The sequence below is a fragment of the Bradyrhizobium sp. GW821-FHT13H06 genome, from assembly GCF_058803975.1.
On sequence record NZ_JBXAPN010000015.1, the window covers coordinates 33,134 to 53,541 of the forward strand.

At 61.0% G+C, this 20,408-nt stretch carries 18 protein-coding genes and 1 pseudogene; 3 read left to right on the forward strand and 16 right to left on the reverse strand.

Annotation, left to right across the window (positions count from 1 at the left end; all coding sequences use genetic code 11):
• Positions 1–5: 5 nt before the first annotated feature.
• Both mdoH and AC1RQP_RS37105 read right to left on the reverse strand, forming a co-directional pair.
• On the reverse strand, positions 6–2,132 hold the full coding sequence (mdoH, locus tag AC1RQP_RS37100; protein ID WP_492942358.1) for a glucans biosynthesis glucosyltransferase MdoH: 2,127 nt from the start codon (positions 2,130–2,132) through the stop codon (positions 6–8).
• Positions 2,120–3,631: a glucan biosynthesis protein G gene (locus AC1RQP_RS37105; RefSeq protein ID WP_492942360.1), complete on the reverse strand. Its 1,512-nt coding sequence runs from the start codon at positions 3,629–3,631 to the stop codon at positions 2,120–2,122. The genes mdoH and AC1RQP_RS37105 overlap by 13 nt, the downstream gene beginning before the upstream one ends.
• Before the next feature lie 556 nt (positions 3,632–4,187).
• On the opposite strand from AC1RQP_RS37105, the gene AC1RQP_RS37110 reads away from it, so the two are divergent.
• On the forward strand, positions 4,188–4,718 hold the full coding sequence (locus tag AC1RQP_RS37110) for a DUF1003 domain-containing protein (RefSeq protein WP_492942362.1): 531 nt from the start codon (positions 4,188–4,190) through the stop codon (positions 4,716–4,718).
• 245 nt (positions 4,719–4,963) lie between these two features.
• Here AC1RQP_RS37110 and AC1RQP_RS37115 read toward each other — a convergent pair whose 3' ends face one another.
• Both AC1RQP_RS37115 and AC1RQP_RS37120 read right to left on the reverse strand, forming a co-directional pair.
• On the reverse strand, positions 4,964–5,335 hold the full coding sequence (locus AC1RQP_RS37115; RefSeq protein WP_492942364.1) for a signal transduction histidine kinase: 372 nt from the start codon (positions 5,333–5,335) through the stop codon (positions 4,964–4,966).
• A gap of 26 nt (positions 5,336–5,361) precedes the next feature.
• Positions 5,362–5,865, reverse strand: coding sequence for a hypothetical protein (locus tag AC1RQP_RS37120; RefSeq protein WP_492942366.1), 504 nt, complete (start codon positions 5,863–5,865; stop codon positions 5,362–5,364).
• Between the two features lie 916 nt (positions 5,866–6,781).
• On the opposite strand from AC1RQP_RS37120, the gene AC1RQP_RS37125 reads away from it, so the two are divergent.
• Positions 6,782–7,459 carry a Crp/Fnr family transcriptional regulator gene (locus tag AC1RQP_RS37125; protein ID WP_492942368.1) on the forward strand — a complete coding sequence of 226 codons (678 nt, stop codon included), beginning with the start codon at positions 6,782–6,784 and terminating at the stop codon, positions 7,457–7,459.
• A 186-nt stretch (positions 7,460–7,645) separates the two neighbouring features.
• Here AC1RQP_RS37125 and AC1RQP_RS37130 read toward each other — a convergent pair whose 3' ends face one another.
• The 12 genes and pseudogenes from AC1RQP_RS37130 to AC1RQP_RS37185 all read right to left on the reverse strand — a co-directional run bounded on the left by AC1RQP_RS37130 (position 7,646) and on the right by AC1RQP_RS37185 (position 19,107).
• Positions 7,646–7,882 carry a hypothetical protein gene (locus AC1RQP_RS37130; RefSeq protein ID WP_492942580.1) on the reverse strand — a complete coding sequence of 79 codons (237 nt, stop codon included), beginning with the start codon at positions 7,880–7,882 and terminating at the stop codon, positions 7,646–7,648.
• On the reverse strand, positions 7,828–8,202 hold the full coding sequence (locus tag AC1RQP_RS37135; RefSeq protein ID WP_492942370.1) for an AI-2E family transporter: 375 nt from the start codon (positions 8,200–8,202) through the stop codon (positions 7,828–7,830). The genes AC1RQP_RS37130 and AC1RQP_RS37135 overlap by 55 nt, the downstream gene beginning before the upstream one ends.
• Complete coding sequence (locus AC1RQP_RS37140; RefSeq protein ID WP_492942372.1) at positions 8,202–8,492, reverse strand: hypothetical protein; 291 nt, start codon at positions 8,490–8,492, stop codon at positions 8,202–8,204. Before AC1RQP_RS37140 ends, AC1RQP_RS37135 begins: the two co-directional genes overlap by 1 nt.
• A 565-nt stretch (positions 8,493–9,057) precedes the next feature.
• Positions 9,058–9,684 carry a DUF1236 domain-containing protein gene (locus AC1RQP_RS37145; RefSeq protein ID WP_492942374.1) on the reverse strand — a complete coding sequence of 209 codons (627 nt, stop codon included), beginning with the start codon at positions 9,682–9,684 and terminating at the stop codon, positions 9,058–9,060.
• A gap of 110 nt (positions 9,685–9,794) precedes the next feature.
• Positions 9,795–10,562 carry a DeoR/GlpR family DNA-binding transcription regulator gene (locus tag AC1RQP_RS37150; protein ID WP_492942375.1) on the reverse strand — a complete coding sequence of 256 codons (768 nt, stop codon included), beginning with the start codon at positions 10,560–10,562 and terminating at the stop codon, positions 9,795–9,797.
• A gap of 150 nt (positions 10,563–10,712) precedes the next feature.
• Complete coding sequence (gene pdxA / locus AC1RQP_RS37155) at positions 10,713–11,711, reverse strand: 4-hydroxythreonine-4-phosphate dehydrogenase PdxA (RefSeq protein WP_492942377.1); 999 nt, start codon at positions 11,709–11,711, stop codon at positions 10,713–10,715.
• Positions 11,708–12,988 (reverse strand): four-carbon acid sugar kinase family protein, encoded by a 1,281-nt coding sequence (locus AC1RQP_RS37160; protein WP_492942378.1) that lies wholly within the window; start codon positions 12,986–12,988, stop codon positions 11,708–11,710. The genes pdxA and AC1RQP_RS37160 overlap by 4 nt, the downstream gene beginning before the upstream one ends.
• A gap of 56 nt (positions 12,989–13,044) precedes the next feature.
• Positions 13,045–14,085 (reverse strand): 2-keto-3-deoxygluconate permease, encoded by a 1,041-nt coding sequence (locus tag AC1RQP_RS37165; RefSeq protein WP_492942572.1) that lies wholly within the window; start codon positions 14,083–14,085, stop codon positions 13,045–13,047.
• Between the two features lie 438 nt (positions 14,086–14,523).
• On the reverse strand, positions 14,524–14,745 hold the full coding sequence (locus AC1RQP_RS37170; protein ID WP_492942582.1) for a hypothetical protein: 222 nt from the start codon (positions 14,743–14,745) through the stop codon (positions 14,524–14,526).
• Positions 14,746–14,783: 38 nt separating this feature from the next.
• Positions 14,784–14,945 (reverse strand): annotated as a pseudogene (locus tag AC1RQP_RS37175) (aminoacyl--tRNA ligase-related protein); the annotation flags it as partial.
• A gap of 986 nt (positions 14,946–15,931) precedes the next feature.
• A complete protein-coding gene (locus tag AC1RQP_RS37180) occupies positions 15,932–17,863 on the reverse strand; it encodes an adenylate/guanylate cyclase domain-containing protein (RefSeq protein WP_492942380.1) in 1,932 nt (643 codons plus the stop codon).
• Between the two features lie 299 nt (positions 17,864–18,162).
• On the reverse strand, positions 18,163–19,107 hold the full coding sequence (locus tag AC1RQP_RS37185) for an MBL fold metallo-hydrolase (RefSeq protein WP_492942574.1): 945 nt from the start codon (positions 19,105–19,107) through the stop codon (positions 18,163–18,165).
• A 203-nt stretch (positions 19,108–19,310) separates the two neighbouring features.
• Here AC1RQP_RS37185 and AC1RQP_RS37190 point away from each other — a divergent pair, with 203 nt between their 5' ends.
• Complete coding sequence (locus AC1RQP_RS37190) at positions 19,311–20,267, forward strand: LysR family transcriptional regulator (RefSeq protein WP_492942382.1); 957 nt, start codon at positions 19,311–19,313, stop codon at positions 20,265–20,267.
• Positions 20,268–20,408: the final 141 nt, after the last annotated feature.

Below are 20,408 nucleotides of genomic sequence, written 5' to 3' on the forward strand. Positions count from 1 at the left end.
GCTGTTCATCCCTTCTGCATCGCCGCCGACAACGTGGGACCATCATTCAGGATCGAAAAGATCTCTCGAGACGACAAATGGGCAGCCGCCTGCTCGAGACTATCGCTCGCGTCGACCTTGGCGCGGCCGACCGCCAGATTTGCGTCGATCGTGTCGGGCCGGACGGCGCGCGGAGGTGGCAACTGCGCGAGGTGGAAGGCCAGGAGCGCGGCGTCTTGGCGCAACTCGGCCAAGGCCGGTTTGATCCCTTCGTCCGCGGACGCGCTCAATTCGTTCGCTCGACGCAAGACCGATGGCGGTTCTCGATCTTCCGGCGTGGAGAACAATTTTCCGGGCGCGGGTTTGGCACTCAGGGCGCCTATGGGAACGGCGAACAGAAGCCCTACGATGACCGGCGACATCCAGAGCAGAAGCGGCAGCGAAACGGCGTAGGCGCTTGCGGCCATCACAACGCCGCACAAGGTCGGGACGCCGTACTTCCGATAAAGCTCCCGGCGCTGCACCGTGCCGTCGTCGCGCCTTTGTGTCTGCCAGCCCGCGTCGCGGCCGGCCAGAATCTCTACGACCGCGATCGACTGGAAGATCATCATCACGGGCGCCATCAGCGCCGACACGACAACCTCGGCCAGAACCCCGATCGCGGTACGAAGCCCGCCGCCGAATTGCCTGTGCGCCGATCGCCGCGTCCAGACGAGGACCAGGCTGAGCAGCTTCGGCAACAACAATAGGCCCATGGTGGCGACGAACACCCAGATGGCCAGCACGGGATCCTGGGCCGGCCAGGTCGGAAACAACGAGAAGCCTTTGGGGAAATACTCCGGACGCACGAAGCGTGCCTGCAGCGAGATCAGCATTCCCAGCAGGAGGAAAAGCAGCCACAGCGGCGCCGTCAGATAGGCCCCGATGCCTACCATGAAATGCATGCGCGAGACCCAATGGAGGCCGCGCGCGGGGACCACGGCCAGGTGCTGAAGATTGCCTTGGCACCAGCGGCGGTCGCGCGCGGCGAAATCGAGCAGCGAAGGCGGCACCTCTTCGTAGCTTCCGCCGAGCCTCGGCAGCATGTAGATGCCCCACCCGGCCCGCCGCATCAGCGCGGCCTCGACGAAGTCGTGGCTCAGGATGTGCCCGCCGAATGGCTTCCGTCCTCGGAGCTGGGGCAACGCGGCCGCTTCGGCAAACGCCTTCACTCTGATGATCGCGTTGTGTCCCCAGTAGTTGCCTTCCGAGCCGTGCCACCAGGCGACGCCGGCGGCGATCAGCGGACCGTACAGGCGGCCGGCGAATTGCTGGACGCGGCTGAACAGGCTTCGCGCGTTGACGATCATGGGAAGCGTCTGGACCAGCCCGGCGGTGGGGTTGGTCTCCATGGCATGGACCAACCGGACAATGGTATCCCCGCTCATGAGACTGTCGGCGTCGAGCACGATCATGAAATCGTAGACGGCGCCGAACCGGGTGATCCACTCGGAGATGTTGCCGGCCTTGCGCTCCCTGTTGTCGGCCCGGTGGCGATAATACAGCCGCGTTGTTCCGACGGCCTGTCGCAACGCCAGCAGCGTTTTTTCTTCGGCGACCCAGATATCCGGATCAGTGCTGTCGCTCAGAACGAACCAGTCGAACAGCTCTCCATGCGTCGTCGCCTCCAAGGACTCGATGATCGCTCGAAGCCGGGCGGTCAATCGGTGCGGGTCCTCGTTGTAGGTGGGAAGCAGCATGGCCGTGCGGCTTGCGATCGCAGGCAATTGCACACCAGGCCCGAGGTCTTCCCCTTCTGGGTGATGGGCCAGCAGCACAAAAAAACCGGCCACCGCCGACGCGAACGAAAAGGCGACCCAGGCGAGCAGGACGAGGAATAGGGCCAGCACCATGGCTTCGAGGACGGTGACGCCCCCGACCTCCAGGACGCGATACATCACATACCCGCCTGCCCCCGTGAGTGCGGCCGTCGAGAGGAGGATGAGGCCGCGACGCAGAGCCATCGTAGCGGCGGTCGGCGCAGGCATGCGGTCAGGCGCCCGAGCCCTTCCGAGATCGCCGGGAGCCATGGGAAGGGGGGACTCGCGCGGTAGCAGGCGTTGGGTCGCGATATCGCCGGCGAGCGGTCGCGGGGCCGTGCTCAAGGTGCCCATCGGTAGACCCAGACTTCGGACAACTGCTTGTCGCCTTCGGTCAGAAAGGCGCGCAGCTCGATGGGCTCGCCCTTGACCTGGCACTGGAAGCTCAGCCGCCAGCCCCCGGTGTAGGGGTTGGGCTGCGTGACGATGTTCTTCACCTCCGACTTTTCCGCCGTCACCACGCCTTTGACGCCTGCCGGATCAATGCCCTTGAAATTGCCTCCAATCAGGTCGAGCACAAAGAGGCGGGAGTCTTCGCCCATCGCCCCTATGCCGCTGCGCGTGAAGCGAGCAAGCGAGTGCGGCTTCGGACTGTCCGGACCCCAATGCAGCCGATAGGTGTAGTTGTGTTCGCCCTTGGCCTGCAGCGAACTTTTGGGCCGCCAGAAAGCGGCGATGTTGTCGTGAACCTCCTCCTTGGTCGGGATCTCGAACAGCACAACCCCGCCCTCGCCCCAGTCTCCGATCGGCTCCATCCAGAGACTGGGGCGCTTCTCGAAACTAGATTCGATGTCCTGATAGGCGAAGAAATTTCTCTCCCGCTGCATCAAGCCGAACCCGCGCGGATTGAGATCCCGGAAGGTGCTGATCTGGAGGTCACGGGGATTGCTAAGAGGGCGCCAAAGGCTTTCGCCCTTGCCGTTGAAGATCGCGAGTCCGTCGGAATCGTGGACGGATGGGCGGAAATCGTCGATGTCGTTGCGGTCGTTCGGACCGTAGAAGAACATGCTGGTCATGGGCGCGAGCCCAGCCCGCTGCATCTCGACCCGCGGGTAGACCGACATCTCGACGTCGAACACCGTCGTGTCCCCTGGCCGTACGGTGAATCGGTAGCTTGCCGCGCAGCTTTTGCTGTCGAGCAGAGCGTGGATCACCAGCGAGGTCGCTCCGGGCGCCGGCCGCTCGAGCCAGAAGGACTTGAAAAGCGGGAATTCCTCGCCCTTGGGTTCGCCCGTATCGATCGAAAGGCCCCGTGCGGAAAGCCCGTATGTCTGCCCCTTGGCGACGGCGCGGAAATAGCTCGCGCCAAGGAAAACGCAGACCTCGTCGAAATAGTCGGCGCGGTTCATCGGCGCGTGGATGCGGAAGCCGGCAAACCCGAGATCGGTCTCCTCGAACGCCGGCACCTTCTCGCCGAAGGAAAAGTTCTCCTTGCGGTATTTGATTTCGGTGGCTTTTTCGTCCGCGACCTCGAAGATTTTCACCCGGTTCTTGTAGAAGAAGCCGCGGTGGAAGAGCTGCGCTTCGAAAGGCAAATTCTTGCCCCGCCAAAGGGCACGCTCGGGCAGGAAGCGGATCGAGCGGTACTGATCATAGTCGAGGTCCTTCAACCCGCCCGGCAGCTTCTCGTCCGGCGCCTCGTAGGGTTTGCCCGCCAACGTGCGGGCGAGGTCCCTCACGATGGACGGGCTGAACGCGCCGTCCGGCGGGCCGGCGGCGGCCAAACCGCTCCGCGAAGCGAGGAGCAACGTCGGCAGCAACGCCGTCCCTTGAACAAGCTGGCGTCGGTTCACGGCTCTCCTCGCTACTGCTGTGCGGCCAAGCAACGGCCACCGCGCCCGCGAGTTCCACCGCCGTGGCGCCTAGGCGCCGTGATCGGGAGCCTGGCACGGATTTACCTCGAAATTGGCCGAGATTGACTGTCATTCGGCATGCAAAATTGCCCTACGTATTGCCGCATCTGCGAATGTTACCCTGATGGCGCCATTGCAGCGGTCGATGCGATGTCGACTGATTGGACGCGCCAGGTTGCCTTCCAAGCTTGCTCGGTGGGAGGGGCTGTGGGCGGGTCGGGCCATTTCCCAGGTGCCTCGCAGCGGCCGCCGAAGGAGCGGCTTGGAATTTGACCCCTAAAGCTGAGCTGTACGCTTCTGGTCGCCCGGACTACATTGCCATTCGGCACAGGCCACAATCCCTCCGCTGCCCGACGGGCGACACCCGCGAGGGGTGAATCAACCCGCCTACCCGACCGGATGGATTGCAGTGCTACATGGCGAAGCCGAACTTCGTCCGAACCGTGCGATTAGCAAGCTCTTTGTATCGCAGGCCCTCTGAACAGTGGATGCAACAATGAGCAATGAGCAAAGCCACAAAGTGCATCTAAGTCCCGAAGACCAAGAGCGGTTGCGAGAACTTCGGGCGCAAAAGCCAGCCCGCAACGTACCCAAGCTCGCACTGACGCCAGGCGCGATGCTTGCCGACCGGGTTGCTGAAACAGTTGGTTCTTGGCGCTTCATCGTCATCCAAAGCGTGCTACTTGGCATTTGGATCATGCTGAACATGATAGCATTCATCAACCATTGGGACCCTTATCCCTTCATCTTGCTCAACTTGGTTCTTTCTTTCCAAGCCGCTTACGCAGCGCCCATCATCATGATGAGTCAGAACCGTCAATCCGAGATTGATCGCAGGCACGCAGAACACGACTATCGAATAAATGTGAAGGCCGAACTCGAGATCGAACTGCTGCACAACAAGATTGACGCCTTGCGTGAGCAAGAAATCTTGCAACTGCTGAACATCATTCAGCGTTTGTCCGCACACCTTGCACCCGAGCTTGTTGCGGCTATCGAGGCTGAAGCGGTGCCCGGTAAGACTTAAGTGACCTTGCTACCGACGAGGCCGTCTGGATCGCTCTGGGCACACTCTGACTGGAATGTACTGGGAGTAAACACCGTATGATCCTCCAGGATCTTGCCGCCACGACCGAACTCTGTTTGTCCGCATCGATGTCATGCGGATTGGCTTCCTGAGCCTAATTGACGCCAAGTGCAGGTCATTCTTATAAGATCTTGCTGCCGAACGCATATCTCACTCCGGTCGGCAGCACTCTCGTGGTGTAGATCTCAGGCCAGCCTATAAAATGCTGGCGGCAACGCCTCTCGCACGAGTTGACTTAAATTTAGAGCCTCGTCGGTTTCCGTAATGTCAGAGAATAGTATCTCGATAAAGGGATGTTGGCGGTTGAATGCAGGGCCTCGCTGATATTTCGCGCTCACAATCCGCTGAAGTGCGGCAAGGTTCAGCCTGCCAAGGGCGTTGTATTGATCGCGAAACAGACTTTGTCGTCCTCCGCGATGCTCGACAGACTCCGCCCAAACGTCCATCACCTTCCGGCCCATGAACGCCTCGATCTGTTCACGTCCATCCTGAGCAAGAAGCCGCAACCCGTCCATGGTATGTGGTCCGTCATCGACCCGAAACTGTGTAAGTGACATGGAAACCTCCTGTTATGGGCGTCCGGTTAGATCGGCAGCCCGTCGCGAACTGCGCCTCCCTCGTTGTCCCATCGTGACAGAGCCAAAGTGCACGATCTCGCATCGGCAGGCATTTCTTCTGCGAGAGGCAATTTGCCGCGACCGGCGTCATCCTTGTGGTTGTGAAGAAATCGCGCGATTTGGCCGCGGAGCGCCGCTGTCTCCAGCAACTTGCCGATCGACCCGGCGGCGTCGAAGATCTCCCGTTGCAGCGTTGTCGGCAAGGCTTTCCATTGCATGATGACGGCTGCGCCAAGACACCGCAGAATAAGTTCTTCTTCGGTCGCAAGGGTTTTGCCGTGCGATCGGTCCTGTTCCGCCGCGTGCACTGCCTTGTCATACTCATCCGCCAGTCCCTGCTCGTTATCGGCGAGCGAGACAAATCGGTCCTGCAGCTCTTGAAATCCAAGGATCTCATCCCGGTCGGTCGAACCCTTAATGATTTCGTCGTACTCGGCTGCCTTTGCGCGGTATTGCTGAGATTTAAACATGCTGGGCGCTTTCGTTCGGAGTCTCGGCCCATCTCCGGTCATCCCGACCGTCAGACTAGATAGACATGGGGATCAAAGGTTCGAATAACGAGCCTCGATGTACAAATAAGACGGCACGAGATTGAGCAATATTGACCAGCGCGCTGGGCCGCCAGGCCGGCATACTGCCACATCACCGCACCATCGTTGGCACCCGTGAGCACCGAATTCGAACGTGCGTCCATCCTATTCCGATTCACGATCGCAGCGGCTTGAGAACCAAAGTAACAAGGATGAAATGACAGAATCACCGCCGTATGATCTCGATCGTCACGATTGGGCTGCCCGGGCCTCTGTGGCTTCGGCACAGGCAGAGAAGTTGCCGCCCGGCTCGATGCGATGCAAAGCCATCAGAAGCGCCGCACAGCTTCGCGTCGCCGCAGACATGAAGGAATGGCTGATACCTAAACAGCCAACAGTGCGAAGGCGACATGACGGTGAACCACCTCGATAAGACGTCTATCGAACTCGGAGTCGCGAGCTGCCTCGCTCTCCCGATCTCAGGGTTGAGTTGAGGCGAGCATCCGCAGGTTACGCAGGGCCTTCCGGTTTCGATATCCGTACATTTTGACATATCAACTCCGCTCACGCTCACATCATGGCGGTCGCAACTGATCCGGTGAGTGGCTAGTAGCGGCAGCCTGTGTTCGATGCGCTTGGCGAAGCGCAGGCGATGTCGCCCGGCAGGCAGCCAACTGACGCGGTCAAAAGGTCGGGCTTTTTTGTAGAACTGATGAAAATCAGCAGGTAATGTTTGAGAATGGGGCAAGCCCCGCAAGTGATTACCTGGCTAGAACAACACTCGCCACTCTTTCAAAAAGCCTGGACGTGTCAGTTAACCGAGATCAGGCAAGTTTGTGAGCCAAAGGAGGCTCCCGTGGCAAAGCCAACCAAGGACATCTTTGACCCCAAAGAATTCCTCGCCAAAGTGGGCGCGGGGAAAACCATTCTCGAGCTTCCCAAGAACCGGCATGTGTTCCAGCAAGGCGATGTCGCAGACTCGGTGTTTTACATTCAAAAAGGCAAAGTCAAGCTAACGGTCGTATCTGAGCAGGGTAAGGAGGCGGTTGTTGCAATTCTGGAGCCCGGCCAATTCTTTGGTGAAGGATGCATGAATGGTCATCCGTTACGAATCGCCACGACAACAACGATGGAAGATTGCGTTATCACGTCGATCACCAAGAGCGCGATGATGGTGACTATTCGTGACGAGCCGAAATTTTCACAGCTCTTCATGTCGTATCTTCTGACCCGGAACAGTCGGATTGAGGAGGATCTGATCGACCAGCTCTTCAATTCGAGCGAGCGGCGACTTGCTCGACTGCTGTTGCTGCTCGCGAATTTCGGCAAGGAGGGCAATCCGCAGCCGATCAGCGCGAACATTAGTCAGGAGACATTGGCGGAGATGATCGGGACCACGCGATCTCGCGTGAGCTATTTCATGAACAAGTTTCGCAGGCTGGGCCTCATCAGCTATAATGGACACATTGAGGTCCACAATTCGCTCCTGAGTGCTGTTTTGCATGAGAAGCCCCTGCTCAGAGAGCGCAACTAGCAGGACGGTCCCAAGAAACGGCCCCAGGGCGTGGGGGGGGCGCACTGAGGCCGTCATTTCATCGGATGCTTTGGGGGGATATGCATCCGGTCGCGCCTCACCAAGTCGCACCGCCAGCGTTCGTTCCGGCAGGGGCCGCGAGGTCGAGATCCGGGACACCGGAGTGAAATCGCCAGCCGACGTTGACTATTCCCCTTCGAGGAAATGCCCCGACGCCTTAAGGGGGCGCAACCTGTCGCAAACGATCTTCAGAATAGCCAGCATCGGCACAGCCAAGATCGCACCAAGCACGCCCCACATCCAGAACACCAGCGACAGGATAATCAGCGCCGGGTTCAGCGTGAAGCGGTGCGCAGGCGGCGGGTGCGTCAATGTTTCGCCCTCGACGAGGTGAATGCCAAAGTAGAGCAACGGCAGCAGCAAGGACCACCGCCGCTCTCGAAGCTCAGCATTCCAACCAGCACGAAAATGCAGACGCCGAAAAGCGGCCCCAAAATTGGAATGTAATTCGGAAGGAAGGCCGTGGTGCCCCACAACAGAGGATCTCCCAAGCCGCAAAGATACATCGCGGCCGCCGTCGTGACGCCCACCCCGGCATTCATAGCCGTAAGCGTTGGCAGATATCCCGATATGTCCTCCTGCTGAGAGATATCGACGGTTTGTCGCTTGTTGCTGAACGTCGGCAGGATTTCGACGACCCGTCGGAGGAATATGTTGCCCGCGACCAGAAGAAAATAGAGCACTAAGACGTCGTAAACAGGCCGTCGAGTACGGAGTGCGTGCCGGCGAAAAGGACGCCCGTTATGCCCAGATCGCGGCGAACCGAAACAATTGACCCCTTGCCAGGCGGAGCATCTGCAGCCTGCTCGGCCTGGCGAATGACCTTTTGCAACGCCTGGATTGGCCCGCTGGCAAGCCGATTGACAAGCGGCATTTCCGTCTCATTGGCAGCCTCGATTGCCGCAGCGTGTGGCTCTGCCGGATCGACATCTAGCGGGACGGAAGGACACTGCAGCGGTATGAGGGCAACCATGGTTTTCCCTCTGGAGATGAGCGGGTCATCTCCCCGGTGCCAATCACTCCCCTTTCAGCGTCAGGCTTCGCAAGAGCACAGACGTGAAGTTCTTGCTCCGCTCTTCAGGCAGGCAAACAAGCGGCTTACGAAGCCCGCCTAAATTGCAACGAGGACGACTTCTTCGTGTCCGCACCTTGCGCATTTAAAGGTGCGCAGATCAAAATCTGGCTTGTCCGGTTCGATGCAGACCAACGTCATCGGTGTGCGGCATCTTGAGCAGCCATGAATTCCGAAGTCTCCAGCACTAAGTCTTGGATTGGATTGGGTCGACGGCATGATACTCCCTCGAGAACCAGGCGGGAGCGCGACACTCTCAGTCACCGATTGTTGCCTATGATAGTGCGGTGATCCAAACAATCTACTTCTTGGGTTCCCTCTGCGCTGGTCAATATTGCTCGCTTTCGCAACAGGCCTGGCGGGGGAAAAACCAGCACCTCGCGTAGCGCCAAATTCAGATGTTGAGGGCGGCTCTTGAGTCGCCCTCTCGCGTCTGCAGCTGCTTGTCATGTAGTTGGCGAGATCGCTAACCCTCAATAATGTAAACAATCTCATGCGTGCGCGGGCGGAGGATGATGTACTTGCCGTGCACTAGGATGAAATCGTATCCACGCCATTCCGGATAGATTTCCACGATACGTGACGGCATCGGGTAATAGCGGACACCGGCGGGGACAGCCGTTCCGATTGAGAGATTGAAATTCACGTTCGTCACTTCCTCGACCTTCTCTTGCTTCATCGCCGAGGTTATCTGGGTGCGCTTCTCGGCGGGAGGAGCTGCTGTCGCCGAGGTTGCCGCATTTCCCGTCGTCCTACTGTCGGAGGTCGATGGCTTGGTCTCGGCAGTCGGCGTTTTCACGTCCTTTGAGGTGGCGGTCGAATCAATTGCCTTTGCCTTGCTGTCGGCTTTCAGCTCGCTTGCCGCCTTGCTGTCAGGAAGTGACTTCGATTCAGCTGTCGGATTCTTCATATCCTTCGAAGCGGCGGTCGGAGCAGCCGAGTCCGGAGCCTTCGACTGGCCCTCAGCTTTCTTGTCGCCGGTCGTTCTTGCGTCCGGCTTGCCCTGCACATGTTGAGGCTTGCCCTCTTTTGACGTAGCGCCGGGGGGGGGGACTGTCTCGGCTCCCTTTGCCGTTGGTGCGTTCATCGGCATCGCAGTATCGCCTTTAGGCGAGGTGGCAGCCGGAGATTCCTTCGCTGCTACCGCAACCCCGCCTCGGGTCGATATTTTTCTCCTATCACGCGAAAAATTGCGATGCCGGCTCAGCGAACGCTGGCAACGATCACGCGCGCTCCCGCATCAGCGAGACGCTTGCACTGCTCCTCAGATGCGCCGACATCAGTCACCAGAGTCCAGCGGGGCGGCAGCGGCGCCCAGGCCATCTGTTCGGCGCGGCCGAGCTTGCTGGCGTCAGCGAGAACGATGACTTCCTTCGACTGCTGCATCATCAGCGACTTCAGTGCGACCTGTTCGAGATCCGCTTCGCACAGGCCACGGCCATTCACCACGCCATCGGCGCTCATGACGGCGCGGTCCGCGGTCATGCGCCGCAGCGCCTCATTGGCAAGCGGCCCCATGGTGCTCATGCTGGTGGTGCGCAGCGCACCACCCAGCACCACAAGCTCTATGGTTGGAGCCTTGGCGAGGAAGGGCAGCAGCGCAAGATTGTTGGTGATGATGCGCAGCCGCCGGTGCTGCAGCAGTCGGCCGAAGGCTGCGACCGTCGAACCGGCATCGAGAATCAGCGTGTCACCATCCTCGATCAGATCGATCGCCGCGCGTGCGATTGCCTGCTTCTGTTTGCCCTGAACCGCGAGGCGCTGCTCGAGCGTCGTCTCGTTCGCGTGGGCGGTGAGAATGGCGCCGCCATAGGTGCGGCGCACGGCATTGTTCTTGGAAAGATGCTGCAGGTCACGCCGTACGGTGGAAGCGGAGACGTCAAAGCGCCGTGCGAGATCATCGACATCGATCTCTCCCGCGTTCAGTGCTTCCAACAGACGAGCGTGACGCTCCTTGCTGCGCATCGACATCGAACCTCAGCCCCCGGATTCATTGCCGTCAGCCGAACTCGACGTATCGGCTTCGCGGCACGGCCGATGGATACCACGATGCATCGGCCCCGCAATGTCAGCGCTTAACGCGCGTCTCACTCCCCATCCTGAGGAGCCCGCGCAGCCCCCTCAAACCGCCTCCTTCGGCGCGAGATCGACCGCCTGCCGCAGCGCCTCGATCAGGCTGCGCTCGTCGGCGATGCCTTTGCCTGCGATGTCGAAGGCGGTCCCGTGATCGACCGAGGTGCGGATCACCGGCAGACCAACAGTGATGTTCACACCGGCTTCCAGCCCCAGCACCTTGATGGGTCCATGGCCCTGATCGTGATACATCGCGACCACCATGTCGTAGTCGCCGCGGCCGGCCAGGAAGAACAGCGTGTCGGCAGGCAGGGGGCCGCGCACGTCCCAGCCCTTGCGCTGACAGGCTTCCACGGCCGGCGCGATCTTCGCGGCTTCCTCGCCGCGACCGAACAACCCATTCTCGCCGGCATGCGGATTGATGGCGCAGACGCCGATCTTCGGATTGGCGACGCCGGCGCGCACCAGCACGTCATGTCCGCGTGCGATGACACGCCCGACGAGGCCGGGCTCGATCTTCTCGATCGCATCGAGCAGGCCGATATGCGTGGTCACGTGAATGACGCGGAGTTTCGGCGACACCAGCATCATCGATACTTCCGGCGTGCCGGTCAGATGCGCCAGGAGCTCGGTATGGCCGGGATATTTGTGGCCGGCCGCATGCAGCGCTTCCTTCGAAAGCGGCGCGGTGCAGATGCCCTGCGCGAGCCCAGCCTGCACCACCTGCACGGCTTTCTCGATATAGCGATAGGCCGCCTCACCTGCCGTCGCCGACACCTTGCCGAACGGCAGATCGTCCGGCACCAGCTTCAGGTCAACGCACTGCACGGCCTTCGACGCAAAATTCGCCTGCTTCGCGTCGCTCAACGCATCGACCTCAAGCGGCACGCCGACGATCTGACCGGCCTTGCGCAGACGGTTGGAGTCGCCGATCACCAGCGCATTGCAGATCGCCTGCAACTGCGGCTGCGCCAGCGCCTTCATGATCACCTCGGGCCCGATACCGGCCGGATCTCCCATGGTGATCGCAATGGTCGGACGAGTCATATGAAACTTCCTCTGGTTCGGACGGCGCGAAGCCGCTCGCTGATGTGGATGAGGCTGTTCTCGTCACCGAACGCGCCCGCTTTGGTGGCGATGGGAACAGACAATCGGCCAAGAGTAAGGCCGAGCGACACGCCCGGCTCGATTTCGTCGGCAAGACGGATGCCGTTGACGCCGAAGCGCGACAGCATCGCCGCGGCGGTTTCGCCGCCGGTCGCAGCGAAGGCGCCGATCGCGGGTGCGACGGCCTCAAGAGCGTCGGCGAGCCCCTTGGCGAGTTGCGGGCCGAGCGACATGTCGGGGTGATCATCCATCATGATCTCAACCAGTGTATCGCCGCCGCCGGCAAGTCGTTTCATCACGTCCGCGGCGAGCGCCGCGCGGCCGGCAACATCGTTGAGCAGCGTCTCCGGCGCGACCGGGAAATGCGCCACGGTGCCGGTCGCCTCCAGCTCGCGCGCGGCGGCGCGAGATGCGCCGGCGAGCGAGCCCACCACGATCAGGGTGCCGGAAGCGCTCGTCGGAATGCGCAGCGGCTCGACGGCATGGCTGACTTCGAGGCCGGCCAGGGCGTGCGCGAGGCCGGCGCTGCCGATGAAGAAGGGTGCGGGCGATGCATGCAGGCTCGCCCCCGCGATCAAACGCAAATCGTGTTCAGTCTCGGCATCGCAGGCCGCGACCACGTCGCCCTCCCGGGCGAGCCTCGCGAACGTGGCTTTGAGATCGCCACCGCGGACAGCAGCGAGCTTGACCTTCTCACCGCGAACGCCCGCGGTCGCGAGAACGTCGACAAGATCGGCGTTCGGGTAGGTGTGGTCGCGGTGCCAGACCTCGGCCTCCTCGAGCGGGCGGCCTTTGACCAGGATACGCCCGTCGATGGTGGTGCGGCCGGTGGCCGGAAAGGCCGGCGCGAACACGCCGAAGGCCGGACCCGACCGTGACTTGAGATGCGCAAGCGCGGCGACAGTCTCCGCTGCAGGTTGCCCCCGCAGCGTCGAGTCGATCTTCTTGAAAAGAATACGTCCGCCTTCGCACAGGCGCGCCAGCACATCGGCATGTCGGGCTGCAGCGGCCCCGGCCGAAAGGCCTCGACTCGCGGCATCGTAGGCCAAGACGGGCAGCTGGTAGCCCAATGCGTCGGTCATCTCACCCCACGTCACCGCAGCCGCACGCCCCCTTCTGCCGAAGGCGATCGCACAGTCCGCGGCACCGGTGAGATCGTCAGCGACGATCAGCCAGCTTCGGCTTGACGCATTTTCTTGACGCGAACCGGCATCCACTTCGCTCGAAAACAATCTAGGGGCCATCTTCAGCGACCTGCTTCGGTGACTTTGTGTCAGTGACTTGACTCAGTGACAACCGAACGCGCCGCGGGGGTCATCTTGCCGGCAGAAGCCACGTTGTTCTCTTCCGCAGGCTTCTCGACGTCGCGACCAACAACGCGGGCTGTCCAGGCGGTGACGATCGGCACGAGGATTGCGGTAACCACGACGCACGCCGCGACGAGGATAGTCGCAGGTCGCGCCGCGTCGGCATAGGCCGGATTTGCCGCGGCGACAATCGCCGGGACGGCCGCCGCATTACCGGCCGTCGAGGCCGCCGCAACACCCGCGACACCATTCCCGCCAGTGATGCGATCGGCGAGGAACAGCGGGATGCCGGTCACAACCACCACGGCCACTCCCATGCCGAGGCCGAGCAGGCCGGCCTGCCAAACCTTCGACAGATCGAGGCCGGCGCCGAGCGCGAAGGCGAAGAACGGGATCATCACAGGCACCGCGCGGCTCAGGAAGTCGCGCATCTCTCTGTCGAGATTGCCGATGATCATACCCACCACCAGAGGCAGGATAGCGCCCACGAGTGTCTGCCATGGAAATGCCGAGAGGCCGGCGACGCCCAAAGTGATCATGGTGAGGAAAGGACCGCTCTCCAGCGACATGACGGTATAGGCGCCGACGTCACGCGGACGTCCATATTGGCCCATCAACGCCATATAGAGACCGCCATTGGTGTCGTTCATGGCGGCGACGATCGCGAGCGTCGAGACACCGGCGAACATGCCAGCTGCGACCGGCGTCTCTCCCAAAATGCGGCCGAAGATCAGGCCGAGGACAACGGCCACGCCAACCTTCACGATCAGCAGGGTGCCGCCCTTCTTCACAATGTAGGGGGTCGCGCGGAAGTCGATGCTCGCGCCCATGCAAACGTAGAACACGGCGAGAATCGTCAGCGCTCCAGAGAACAGTGCGCCCGTGAAGGAGCCAAAAAACTTCGGGGTATCGGGCAAGAAGGTGGCAATAAGCGCCCCGACCAACAGAGGGACTACCATCATTCCGCCAGGCACGCTCTCGATCGCCCGCTTAATTGGAACCCGCATCTTTGTTGTCCTCCCGCGCACCGCACACTGCCGATCCTTTGCGTTTTTTGCTAAGAACGAGCAATTTCTTTGGCCATATATGCTCATATCGCTCAGTATTCAAGCCTTATTGCGCATTTTGCGCAAAACTGACCCGATCATTCGCGCCATCAGACGCGATTGATTTTGCTCGCGGGAGAATGCCAGGGAATTGGGTCATGAAAGGTTGTGCATGGTACTCATCGCGCAGATGCTCGAAACGCTTACTTGGGGCAACACCCACCGAAGCCCAGACCGTCGCATGCTTCGGCCGCAAGGCGCCCGGCCGGGACCCTCGCCTGCAGGCGGGACACCGCTCGGTGAGCGGAACGTCGGCCTGTAAGCCGTCGGGCTCGCACAGGCTTACCCGGACGTCCCTCATTTCGCTCCGCCGACGATGGCCATCTCCGGCACCGCTATTCACGCGCCACGCGAATTCCAGCTTCGGCCGTAGAACGCGCCTTCGCCGGGATTGATTGAGGCACGAGGCCGCATTGCCGCGCCGGCATCGCCGAGCTTCGCCTCTGACCATTCCCAGGTCGCGTCGTCGCCGGCGCGCGCCGCCGGCCGCGTGACCAGCGCCGCCTCGTAGGTGGGAAAACCGAGGTCTCGGTAGACCTCGTCAGCAAGGCGATGAAGCAAGCGACATCGTTCTCCACGTCCGGCTCGCGGCAGAACACATGGGCGTCGTCTTGCTCGAAGGCGCGCGTCCGCATGCTGCCGTGGAGCGAACCGGAAGATTCATTGCGGTGGCAGGCGCCGAACTCGGCATAGCGGATTGGAAGCTCCCGCCACGAGCGCAGCCCCTTGTTGAAGATCTGCACGTGGCACGGACACGACATCGGTTAGTAGCCCTTTTCAAACAAGGAGCGCCTGCCACACGGAATCCGTCAAGTCCGGTGGCGAATGTGCCAACGTGCTCAAGAGCTTCGCCATCGAACAGCTGCCCTCCGAAGGCAAGGCTGGAGCGCAATGGGCTGGACAAAAGTTCATCCATCTTCAGGGTGTTATGAAGCGCTGTCGGATCTCCGAGAGATATCGAAAAAGCTTTCGGAGATCCGGAAGCAAGCTCAGAGGGACCGCGGCAGCTCTGCTCTGCCCCAACGCTGGGATTCCCGGAGCTGGGTAACGTCAGCCTGCGCGAAAATCGAGAGCGTCACAGGACCCGGCGGGTTGCGCATCGAATGCGACATCCATTTCGTGGCGGACAAGTCGCTCTCGGCCTATACCGAGGAAATCCGCTACTGGCGTTGTCGGGAGTTTCGAGAGCCGAATCTTAGGGCCGCGCGGAGTGCGCTCATCCGACCTCAATCCAAGGATCAGACTGCTTGGTCTGACGGCAACCGTACGCAAGCAATTTAATTCTTGGATTGAGGAACATCGGATTGTCCTTGAGGCGACGCGGCGCCAAAGTGCCCTCATCGTGTGACCCACGCAGACCCAAGGCAAGAAAGGCAGCCTCGTGCTGGGCGGCCAGCACGTAAGCTTTTGATCTAATGCGGGTTTTGGTGGGCGCACCAGGGCTCGAACCCGGGACCCGCTGATTAAGAGACACGATCCTAGCATTGATCCATCAAGAGAATTTTTCCAACTGAATCAAAATCTGATCATTACAGATCAAAGGCTTACAGCGACAACTCCAACCGTTGCGATCAAATTGCCCTGCGTCGGACTCAACGAACCGCTTTGCCATGTCGGCGATGCTGCGCGGCGACGCCATCGCACGGGCGACTGGGCAGACTTCGCCGGCGACACCGCCGGGGATACGATCCGTGCTGCGGGACGGCCGAGGCGCTTCATCCGCAGAACTGCGGCGCCGCACGCCACCTCATTCCAATTGGTTCGGAGCCCACGAGCCGTGCGGCCCGGCGTCAGGGGCCTTCCTGACAAGACATGCGACTGGGCCTGTCCCGTCTAAACGTATGGAAGGGCATTCCGTGAATTCGAAGCTCGCACCGGCCCGAACCCTTGTTGCCTCGGAGACGAGAACGATCACCTCGCCCTCCTGCTCCACTTTCTTTCCGGACTGCTCAAGGCGTTGCGCAATGTTCACCGTGCGGCCAATGATCGTGTAGTCGACTCGCCCCGAGAACCCGACGTTGCCGACGGCGACCGCTCCGCTGTGGAGCCCGAGGCGCATGCGGCAGGCATGCAGTCCGCTCGCGCGGCGTTCGGCATTGAAGACACTCACTTCCGCCGCTATGGCGAGCGCGGCAGCGCAGGCCTCGGAAGCATGGTCCGTACTTGGCTCGGGCGCACCCCAAAAGGCCATGATGCAGTCGCCGATGTACTTGTCGATCGTGCCGCCTCTTTCCTCGATGAGCGGCCCGACGCGCGAAAGCAGTTGGTTTAGATAGCTGACAACTTCGGCGGCAGGCCTGTCGGCCGAGTAGGCCGTGTAATTTTCGAGGTCGGTGAATAGAACAGTGACCTCTCTCGTCTCGGCTTCTGGTGCCCCGGCCTTGCCATAGGCGACGAGCCGGCGCACGAGCGTCTTGGGTAGATAGGTTTCGAACCAGACCAAGCCGGCCGCCATCCGTTCGATGGCGCCGGCTGCCCGGTTGAGCTCCCTCACGCGCCCCCGTGGAAGCCGCACCCCATCAAACTCGAGCGCCTCGATACGTGCCGCCGCATCGGCAAGTCGAAGCACCGGCCGGCCTAACCGTCTGGCGATGATGATAGCCATTCCCATCGCTATCGCGAGCAGCACCAAACCGCCGAGCCCGACGCCGCGCACCAGCCAACGCTCCCGTCGCGTTTCCGAACCCCGGTAGTGCGTCCCGACGATCCAGGGTGCATCGCCGTAACCCACAAGCTCCCGATACACGTACACGCGGCTCTCGAAGCTGTCGTCGCCGACCCAGGAGAAATGGCCGGCGGAACGCTTGAACGGGGCGAATGCCGTCAGCGCGTTCGGCTCACGCGCCCAAATACTGGCCAACGCAACATCTTTGAAGCCGTCGACACGAGGCAGTGGGTCTTCAATTCTCCGGCTCGCCGGCGCTTTCGGGATCGACAGCACGGGATGAGCAAGCACGCGATCACGACCTGAAAGGATGAATGGGGTTTGACCGATAGCGGTTCCGATCTCGCCGACGTACCGCGACAATTGCGCGACGGAGATCGCGGCTACCAAGACGCCAAGAAACGGCCCTGCAGCATCCTCGCCAGCGCCGAATGAAGTCTCAGGTGGTCCGCGGAGCGGCATTCTCAGGGCGAGAATGACCTGACCTTGGGCCAAGAGCGGGCTCACCAGGGGACCGTACCAGCGCGGCTCGGGATCGACCCGCGCGTCCGCGACGCTCTGGACGACTGCGGGAAGAGCCGATGCATCCGCTGTATCGAACCTACGCACTTCCGCTCGGTCATAGCGACGCACACTAAGGTCGGATCGTGTCAGCGAGATGCCCACGACTTGCGGCGTCGCCGCCAGCCCTCCAAGGACAAAGCGCTCCATACCCGCGTCGTCGCTCGGATCGACGCGGCCTTCCCGAATTGCGGCGGCTAGATAAGTCATCTGCGCCCGGACTGGATCGAGATGGGAGTTCACGCGCTCGACTACGAGGTCCAGCACGAGTTCGGAGCGGTCACGAAGCAAACGGGCCGTGTTCTCCCGCGCGGCGTAATAGCCAAGCGCCACGACGGGAAGCACGGTGGCGAGTACAAGGCCCGCAAGGGCTATGGGCAGAAGCCACGTGATCGGCAGCCCGTCTTCCCGAAGCGGGGACGCTGCACGTTGGACTGGCGAGGGGACGCTCATGGCAGATCCAACATCGGCGCTTAATTCGGTATCGAGAAGTACCCGACTGCGGCGACGTCTCGGTGATTAGTTCGCAGAAGACACCGAAACCGAGATCACCTGATCAGACAATCTTAGCGAAATTACCGCTGCCACACGCTCGGTAATATCGACGCAGGTGTGCGCAAGTCGACGTCCGGCAAGCTCGGCGCCTGCTTGATCCGCTGGTCCGTCGCATTGGACGTCGGGACACTTCTGCGGAGCATACGAAACCCGACGATGCCTGCATGTCGAAACACCAAGCGACATCCGCCATCTATTTAGAACTGCCAGTTCGCGGGTATCCAGGCATAGCCGCCATCGGTCTTCAGGATTCGGCCAAGACCGGGGAATGGATAATGGAACCCCAGGACCAAGAGCTTGTCCGTTGCCGCGCGGTCGAAAATGCGGCGGCGCGATTGAAAGGCTGCCTCCTTGTCGCGATCGGGGCCTGGTCGCCAATTGCGATCCACGTTGACGACCGGATGATAGGCGAGATCGGCCGTCAGCAAGAGCTGATCGGACCCCGAATGAACGAGGAACGACGCCATGCCGGGCGTATGTCCTTCCGCAGACAGCGTAGCCAATCCGGGAACGATTTCCGTTCCGGGCCGATACAGCACGGCATCGGCCGCGATCGGTTCTACGCTACGTTTGATAGCCTCACCAAACCGTCGACGGAAATCCGCGTCTACCGGCATATAGGAGAGGTCCGGTTCGCCACGGATGAAAAAATTCCAATCAGCTTCGGGCAGATGTACAGTTGCGCGCGGGAATGACTTTCCGCCTTGGGCGTTCCTTAGATTGCCTACATGGTCCGGATGCGTATGCGAAACGACGACCACATCGATATCCTCTGGCCTCAGGCCAATCGCCGCAAGATTGCCAAATAGCCGTCCTCCCTTCGGCCCCATCGTCTGCGCCGCGCCAGCCTCGATGAGAATGCGGCGGCCTTCGGTCTCGATCAGCAGCGTGTTCAGATTGAGCGTCATTACGTCCGTAGGGAGGAATGCGCGGATCAGCGCCTCCCTGAGCTCCACTTCCGGCGCATCGTTGGCGTAAATCTTCGGCGGGCCAGACAGAAGCCCGTCGCTCAGCACGGTGGCCTGTATTTGACCCACGCGAAATCGATAGTGCCCGGCATTGGTCGCCGCTAGCACTGGTGCTTGCGCATTGGCTGCACTGTTGATTCCCAGTGCCGATAGACCTGCTGCAGCGGTCAGCATGACCTTGCGGCGGTTGATCAAGTAAGCGCTCAAGAGAAACTCCTTTTGTCATCTTGAAACCGTCGACGACCGAACACGCGATCAGCGCATATGGCCCCTCAAACTTAGGCGGCGCGACGAATTGCAGAAAGTGGCCTAACGCGATACACGTTATTCACTAGGTGGAAAACGCTTACCGTTCGTAGCGCTTCGATGAGGGACCCGTGCATCGCCCATCAGCTGATGACAACCTGTACCGGATCGACCTCAACCTCTTGGTGATCTTGAAGACGCTGCTTGAAACTCGGAGCGTCACCAAGACCGCAGACCGAAGTCAAATGAGCCAGCCCGCCGTGAGCAGGGCATTGGCAAAGCTGCGTCGCATCTTCGACGATGCGCTGCTTGTAAAAGCAGGTACTGTCATGCGGCCCACCGTCAAAGGAAGCGAACTACTCGAACCGATACAGAGGGCTTTGGCGAATATCAGCGACGTCCTAGCCAACCGCTCCGACTTCGACCCGTCCTCGAGCGAGCGTGTCTTCCGCATCGCCACGACGGATTATGGTGCGACCGTTATTCTTCCTCGGCTCGCGCATCTGGTTACTTCCGAAGCACCGCGGACAAGTCTAGAGATCATACCTGTCGACGCGCAGACCTTCAGAAGTCTTGGCGAGGTGAATATCGACATTGCCCTGTATAGCGACAACCCACTCCCGCCAAGCCTTCGTACCCGCGATCTGTTTCGAGAGCGCTTCGCATGCCTGGTACGCGCCGGCCATCCCGCCGTCAGGCGTTCCGCAGACGGCCGGATGTACTTGAAGGATTACCTTGCATTCTCGCACATCCTCGTCACCGTCGTTGGGGGCAGAACGGGACCGGTCGATACCGCGCTCGCGACACTGGGCCAAACCCGGCACGTCGCAGTACGGATACCCTATTTCGCCACAGCAGCTCTTGTCGCCTCGACGTCGAACCTCGTTTTGACCATCCCGCGCCGGGCCGCCGAAAATTTCTCGGGCGACCGCCGGCTGCGCTTGATCGAACCTCCTTTGGAGCTCCCGAACTTTGATTATCGGATGGTGTGGCACGAGCGAACGCATTCTGATCCGGGTCACGCCTGGCTGCGTCGACTCATCCTGAAAGCGGCTCGATCGGACGCGTCGCACTGCCCCACCGGCTGAGGCTGATCGGTCCGTCGAGAGGGGACCTGCTCGCAGTCAAATCGGGTTGCCTCTTGCGGCCTTCAGCGTCGCCCAATGACCCATGGCGCGCGCATCCGTGATCACTCTGAACAAAGGCCAAATTGTTTGATCCAACGGTTA